The sequence below is a fragment of the Frankia sp. CeRuru1 genome (genome assembly GCF_977966315.1).
In genome coordinates, this window is sequence record NZ_CDWWEW010000134.1 from 5654 (window position 1) to 13118 (window position 7465).

General features: G+C 70.7%; 4 protein-coding genes. 2 read left to right on the forward strand and 2 right to left on the reverse strand.

The features are described 5' to 3' along the window. Positions 1-17: 17 nt before the first annotated feature. On the reverse strand, positions 18-1334 hold the full coding sequence (locus AC08OP_RS11870) for an acetamidase/formamidase family protein (protein ID WP_476614240.1): 1317 nt from the start codon (positions 1332-1334) through the stop codon (positions 18-20). Positions 1335-1720: 386 nt separating this feature from the next. Between AC08OP_RS11870 and AC08OP_RS11875 the strand changes: the two genes are divergently transcribed. Further along, complete coding sequence (locus AC08OP_RS11875; protein ID WP_476614241.1) at positions 1721-2755, forward strand: thiamine-phosphate kinase; 1035 nt, start codon at positions 1721-1723, stop codon at positions 2753-2755. A gap of 438 nt (positions 2756-3193) precedes the next feature. Next, on the forward strand, positions 3194-6955 hold the full coding sequence (locus AC08OP_RS11880; protein WP_476614242.1) for a multifunctional oxoglutarate decarboxylase/oxoglutarate dehydrogenase thiamine pyrophosphate-binding subunit/dihydrolipoyllysine-residue succinyltransferase subunit: 3762 nt from the start codon (positions 3194-3196) through the stop codon (positions 6953-6955). A 171-nt stretch (positions 6956-7126) separates the two neighbouring features. Here the strand turns inward: AC08OP_RS11880 and AC08OP_RS11885 are convergent. Next, positions 7127-7465 (reverse strand): zinc-binding dehydrogenase (locus tag AC08OP_RS11885; protein ID WP_476614243.1); only part of this gene is annotated, 339 nt, incomplete at its 5' end.

Consider the following 7465-nt stretch of genomic DNA (forward strand, 5'->3'; position numbering starts at 1 on the left):
CGGGCCGAACGGGTCGGTCAGGCCGGCGGCCCGGCCACCCCGCCCGGTTCGAACGGCGCCGGCAGGACGTCGGGACCGTGATCGTCGTGGGGATGCCTCGACGCCTGCTCCGGCGTCTTCTCCGCGGCGTGTCCCGGATCCGTCGGGTCCTCGGTCTCCGAGTCGCCCACGCCGGCGATCCGCACGAGTCCGGGTCGCGGCAGTCGCGGCTTCACGGTCGGCAGTTCGGTGAAATCCGCCCGGCGGATGCGGCAGAACGCGCTCTGGGTTCCGGTGCCGAGCTGGCACGCCCCGAAGTCGGCTGCGGCGGACAGGTAGGCAAGCGCCTCGGTCCGGTCGAGCCCGACCCGGCTCTGTAGGAAGACCACCGCCGACCGCGCCGCGCGGCGGACGGACTCGGCGAGGTCAACGTCGAGCCCCAGGGTGACCCAGGCCGTGTCGGTCTCGATGAACGGTTCCCGCAGCGCGCCGAGAACCGACCGGGCCGCCGTGTCACGCAGCACGGTCAGCCGCAGCGTCGCCCGCAGCGGGCCATCCAGGGCGGTGGCACCGATCTTCCCGTCTCCGAGGGCGTAATGCGGATCGCCGACGGCGAACAACGCGCCGCTCACCTGGACCGGCAGGAACAGCCGCGCGCCCGCGCCGAGTTCCCGGCAGTCCAGGGCGCCGCCGTGCGGACCGATCGAGGTGGAGGGGACAATCTCGATCGTAGTGTCCACGCCGACCGCCATGATTCCCAGGAACGGCGCCAACGGAAACCGGGTCCTGCTGCCGTTCACACTGGTCAGGGCGCCGAACAGGCGGCCCCGCCGGCGCTCCACAGCGCAGAAGGTGGTAACGGTGCGGAAGCGTTGCCAATGGCGGGCGTCGGCGTCCGAGTCCGGTGGCCCCCCCGCGGGGAACTCCCCGGCGAGCAGGCCCGCGCCATGGCGGGTCGAGACGATCCCATACCGTGCGCGGGGATGCAGCGAGACCATCTCAACCCGCAGCATGTCCCCCGGTTCCGCGCCCCGGACGAACACCGGTCCGGTGACGATGTGGGTGCCGTCCACCCCGAACCGGTGCGGGATACCCGAAGCGGCGATCGCCCGGGCGTCGGCCAGCACCTCCGACGGCGCGACCCCAAAACCGGCGAAGAAGGCGTCGGGATCGCGCCCCTGGTCGCAGAGGATCCCCTCCTGGCTGACCGTATCGAAGGTGACCGTGGCGCCGGAGTCGACACTGAGAACCGGCCTGGTCAGGGCGTTCGGCAGCTCACCCCATCTGATGGTCTCGGGGGTGGAGGGCAGGTAGTGCCTTCCCTCGATCCTTCCTCGGCCAGGCTGCAGCGCCACCCGGCCCTACCTGGACCGATGCCTGGTCAGCGGACCTCCGCTGGGCCGAATCGCCTGGGCGCGCGGCTGACCGGCCCCACGGATCACGGCAGGCCGCGGACGACATACACGCGGACAGGTCTGGCTTCGCACGCGCGTCAGATTTCCAGTGACATATGTCGGGAAGGTGACGCGGACGTTGCGATCACGGTCATTCCGCTGTTTCCGGGTACCCGGTGCGGTCAGGGCCGCGTCCACCCGTCGGTGCCGCCTCCGGCCGGGGGTCCCGGGTCCGGCCGGTCGGTCCGGCCGGTCGGTCCGGCCAGTCGGTCCGGGAGTCGGCGGGGTCGGGAAACTCCGACGAGGATGAAATATCCAGATCAGTAGGGTATTGGAGGATATGGCGAGTGGGAAGTCACGGGAAACCCCCGGCGGGCGCAACGCTGCGTGATCTGGGTGAGTTCGGCTTGATCGAGGCTGTGACGGCGCGTTTCTCCCATGGACGGGACGTGCTGGTCGGCCCCGGGGACGATGCGGCGGTGCTGGCCGCCCCGGACGGTCGGGTGGTCGTCACCACCGACCTGCTGCTCGAAGGACGCCACTTCCGCCGGGACTGGTCGTCCGCGGTGGATGTCGGGCACAAGGCCGCCGCGCAGAACCTCGCCGACGTGGCGTCGATGGGGGCGAGGCCCACCGGCCTGTTCCTCGGATTCGCCGCACCCGGCGACCTCGCGGTCGACTGGGCCCTGGCGATGGCCGACGGAATGGCCGAGGAATGCGCGTATGCCGGTGCCTCCGTGTCCGGCGGGGACGTCAGCTCCGCGGATTCGATCATGCTCGGGGTGACCGCGCTCGGTGACCTGCAGGGCCGGCCGCCGGTCCTGCGCTCGGGCGCCCGGCCCGGTGATGCCGTGGTGCTCGCTGGTCGTCTCGGGTGGGCCCAGGCGGGGCTGGCCCTACTCACGGCGGGTTCGGCAGCCGGCGACTCCCGATGGGTCGACGACCCGCGATGGAAGGAGCTGATCGCGGCGCATCGCCGGCCCCGGCCACCCTACGCGCTCGGGCCGGTGCTCGCCGCCGCGGGCGCGCACGCCATGTGCGACGTCTCGGACGGTCTCGTGGCGGATCTCGGCCACATCGCCGTGGCATCGGGGGTGTCCATCAATCTCGCGCCGGAAGCCTTCCTGATCGACGAGGCGATGCGGTCGGCCGGGGCCGCCCTTGATGTGGACCCGTTGCGCTGGGTACTCGACGGCGGCGAGGATCACGCGCTGGTCGCCTGCCTTCCCCCAGGAGTGACCCCGCCGGCCGGGTGCGTAATGATCGGTTCGGTCCTGAGCGGCGCGGGACCGGTCGGCGCGGGGGTGACAGTGGACGGGGAGCGTCCCGTAGGCAGCGGCGGGTGGGACCACTACGGACAGTCCGTGACGGACGCACTCTGACCCCGGGCAAACCAAGGGACAACGACACCAAGGGAGAAAGGGCACCAAGGAGCAGAAACATCAAGAGGAAGACGCCGGCCCGCCAGGTCGCCTCACGGGCGTAGGTCGCTCGAAGCGACATTTATTGGGTCCGGGGGCCATGATGCGGGCCGGCGTCACCGAGCATAACCGACGGCCCGCCCAGGAGTATCCCCACCGTGCGGTGAACGATCGAACGATCTCACTCTCGCCCTGATTGGCTGTAGCTGCCGGCCGTTCCCGGCGCCGGTCCGCGTATCCCGGAGAACACGCCGAGCAAGCTACTCGTAACCGATCGGAGGACAGATCGGGGGGAGCAGGTCGAACCAGGATGCCCAGAGCGGGTAGGATGGGGAGACGGTGGCGGAAGGGCCTTTCGGAGGCCGAGAAGCGAGACCGTGGATAGAGGCGAATGGCCCCGTGACAGCACCAACGGTACCTGCGTCAGGACCTGACTTCGGACCCAACGAATGGCTGGTCTTCGAGATCTACCAGCAGTTTCTCGAAGATCCGCAGAGCGTATCGCCGGAGTGGCGCGAGTTCCTCTCCGATTACCACCCCGGCACGCCGCCCGCCTCCGCGGGCGCAGCCGAGCAGGCCGCCACGGCGGCCCCTAACGGAGAGGTCTCGCCGGATGGTGAGGTCTTCCACACTACGCCTGTTCCGGTGAAGCCGAGCGAGGCCGTCCCGTCGGTTCCGCCCGCCGCGTCTGTTCCGGCCGCCGCGACCGCGCCGGTCCCGGCGTCGGCGCAGCCCGCCGGGCCCCCGAAGCAGGCGGCACCCGCCGACCGGCAGGTTCCGGAGGCGGCCACGCCGCTGCGCGGCGCCGCCGCCCGCGTGGTCAGCAACATGGAGACCTCGCTGCACGTCCCGACGGCGACCTCGGTGCGGGCGGTGCCGGCCAAGCTGCTCGCGGACAACCGCATCGTGATCAACCGGCACCTGGCCCGCTCCAGCGGCGGCAAGGCGTCCTTCACGCACATCATCGGCTACGCGATGGTCAAGGCGCTGGCCGCGCATCCCGTCATGAACGCCTCCTACACGGAGGTGGGCGGCAAGCCGGCCATCGTCCAGCCTGAGCACGTCAACCTGGGCCTCGCCATCGACCTGGTGACCCCGAAGGGCCGCCAGCTCGTCGTCGCCGCCGTCAAGAAGGCCGAGACGCTGGACTTCACCCAGTTCTGGCAGGCCTACGAGGACCTCGTGCGCCGGGCTCGGGCGAACAAGCTGACCACCGACGACTTCACCGGCGTCACCATCAGCCTGACCAACCCCGGCGGCATCGGCACCGTGCACTCGGTGCCCCGCCTGATGGAGGGCCAGGGCACGATCATCGGCGTCGGGGCGATGGAGTACCCGGCCGAGTTCTCCGGCGCGTCGGCGAACACCCTGGCGAAGCTCGCGATCTCCAAGATCATCACACTGACCAGCACCTACGACCACCGCATCATCCAGGGCGCCCAGTCGGGTGAGTACCTGCGCCGGATGCACCAGCTGCTCCTCGGCGAGGACGGCTTCTACGACGAGATCTTCCAGTCGCTGCGGGTGCCCTACGAGCCCGTGCGCTGGGTCACCGACATGCCGGTCGTGCACGAGGGCGACCTCGACCACAACGCCCGGGTGCTGGAACTGATCCACGCCTACCGGGTGCGCGGCCACCTCATGGCGGACACGAACCCGCTCGAGTTCGCCATCCGCAGCCATCCCGATCTCGACATCATCAGCCACGGGCTGACCCTGTGGGACCTCGACCGCGAGTTCGCCGTCGGCGGCTTCGCCGGGCACCGGACGATGTCCCTGCGCGACGTCCTGGGGGTCCTGCGCGACTCGTACTGCCGTCGGATCGGCATCGAGTACATGCACATCCAGGAGCCGGACGAGCGCGCCTGGATCCAGGCCCGGGTCGAGCGGGCCGCGGAGCGGCCGGACCCGGCCGAGCAGCTGCACGTGCTGGAGCGGCTCGGGGCCGCGGAGGCGTTCGAATCGTTCTTGCAGACCAAGTACGTCGGCCAGCGCCGGTTCTCCCTCGAGGGCGCCGAGTCGACGATCCCCGCCCTCGACGAAGTTCTCTCGCGCGCCGCCGGCGCGGGGATGGACGAGGTCGTCATCGGCATGGCCCATCGCGGCCGGCTGAACGTGCTCGCCAACATCGTCGGCAAGTCCTACCGGCAGATCTTCGCCGAGTTCGAGGGCTACCTCGACCCGCAGACCGCGCACGGCTCCGGCGACGTCAAGTACCACCTCGGCGCCGAGGGCGTCTACACCGGCCAGGACGGCCGCACGGTACCGGTCTCGGTGGTCGCGAACCCGTCGCACCTCGAGGCGGTCGACCCGGTCACCGAGGGCGTCGTCCGCGCCAAGCAGGACATCCTGGACAAGGGCTCGACGGGTTTCACCGTCCTGCCGGTACTCGTCCACGGCGATGCCGCGTTCGCCGGTCAGGGGGTCGTCGCCGAGACCCTCAACCTGTCCCAGCTGCGCGGATACCGCACCGGCGGCACCGTGCACCTGGTCATCAACAACCAGGTCGGATTCACCACCTCGCCGGACTCCGGCCGGTCGTCGGTGTACGCCACCGACGTCGCCCGGATGGTCCAGGCACCGATCTTCCACGTGAACGGGGACGACCCGGAGGCGTGTGTCCGGGTCGCGGCGCTGGCGTTCGAGTACCGCCAGGCGTTCCACAAGGACGTCGTCATCGACCTGGTCTGCTACCGGCGGCGCGGGCACAACGAGATGGACGAGCCCTCGTTCACCCAGCCGTTGATGTACGACACCATCGCCAGCAAGCGTTCGGTGCGCAAGCTCTACACCGAGGCGCTGATCGGCCGCGGGGACATCACCCGCGAGGAGGCCGAGCAAGCGATGAAGAGCTACCGCGCGGAGCTCGAGAAGGCCTTCGCGCAGACCCGGGACACCACCCCGGCGGGCTCGTCGCCGCAGCCACGCATCATCACCACCCCGGAGGAGGCCGCCGCGGCGGCCGCGGTGAGCACCGCCGTGTCCGACGAGGCCGTGAAGAAGGTCATCGAGACCCAGGTCAACCTGCCGGAGGGCTTCACCGTCCATCCACGGCTGCGTCCCCAGGTCGAGCGGCGGGCCCAGATGGTGAAGACCGGCTCGATCGACTGGGCGCTGGCGGAGACCTTGGCCTTCGGAACGCTCCTACTCGACGGCCGCTCGGTGCGGCTGACCGGTCAGGACAGCCGGCGGGGCACCTTCGGCCAGCGGCACGCCGTGCTGGTCGACCGGCACAGCGCCGCGGACCACACCCCGCTGCGGACCCTGCGCTACGGCCTCGACGGCACCATCGTGAACGACGGTGTCGGCACCTTCTACGTCTACGACTCGCTGTTGAGCGAGTTCGCGGCGATGGGCTTCGAGTACGGCTACGCGGTCGCCCGGCCGGACATGCTGGTGCTCTGGGAGGCGCAGTTCGGCGACTTCGCCAACGGCGCCCAGTCGATCATTGACGAGTTCATCACCGCCGGTGAGGCCAAGTGGGGCCAGCGGTCGGCAGTCACCCTGCTGCTGCCGCACGGCTACGAGGGTCAGGGTCCCGACCACTCCTCCGCCCGCATCGAGCGCTTCCTGTCGCTGTGCGCGGACAACAACATGACGGTCTCCGCACCCTCGTCCCCCGCCAGCTACTTCCACCTGCTGCGCCGGCAGGCCCTCTCGCCGGTCCGGCGCCCGTTGGTGGTCTTCACCCCCAAGTCGATGCTGCGGCTGAAGGCCGCGACGTCCACCGTGGCGGAGCTGACCGGCAGCGGCTGGCAGCCGGTGATTGACGACGGGTCCGTGACGGACCCGTCGGCCGTGCGCCGGGTACTGCTCACGGGCGGCAAGGTCTACTACGATCTCGCCGCCGCCCGGGGGAAGCACGATGACGCCGAGCGGTTCGCCCTGCTGCGCGTCGAACAGCTCTACCCGACGCCCGGACCGGAGCTCGCGCAGGTCCTGGAGCGTTACCCGAACGTGACGGACATTGTCTGGCTCCAGGAGGAGCCAGCGAACCAGGGCGCCTACCCGCACATGGCCCTCAACCTGACCGAGTTCCTGCCCGGCGGCATCCGGCTGCGTCGCATCTCCCGGCGCGCCGCCGCGGCCCCGGCCTCGGGGTCGTCGAAGGTGCACGAGCGCGAGCAGCAGGCCCTGGTCGAGGCGGCGTTCGAGAACTGAGCGCGCGGCTGGCGGGGCGTGCCCGATCCGAGGACCGGGTCCCGCCCCGCCAGTGGTGTTCCCGGGCCGCCGTGCCCGGCAGCGCCACCGGCGTGCGGCGGCCGGTCCGGCTCGCCACCTGGCTGGCCCGCCCAGCCCCGAGCCAGGAGTCCCCGCATCGCACCAAAGAGGCTAGGCGGGGGGGCGGAGTATCAGCTTGCCGAAGAACTCACCGCCGAGCAGCTGCTCGAAGGCGGCCCGGGCATCGGCCAGCGGGCGCACCTCGTGGATCAGCGGCCGCACCCCGGTCCGTTCCGCGAACGCGACGAGGTCGACCAGCTCGTCCCGGCTCCCCATGGTGGAACCGATCACCGACAGCTGGAGGAAGAAGATCCGGGTGAGGTCCGCCGGCGGGTTCGGACCACTGGTGGCGCCCGAGACCACGATGCGCCCGCCGGGGCGCAATGCCTTCACCGAGTGACCCCAGGTGGCGGCGCCGACGGTCTCGATGACCGCGTCGACCCGGCGGGC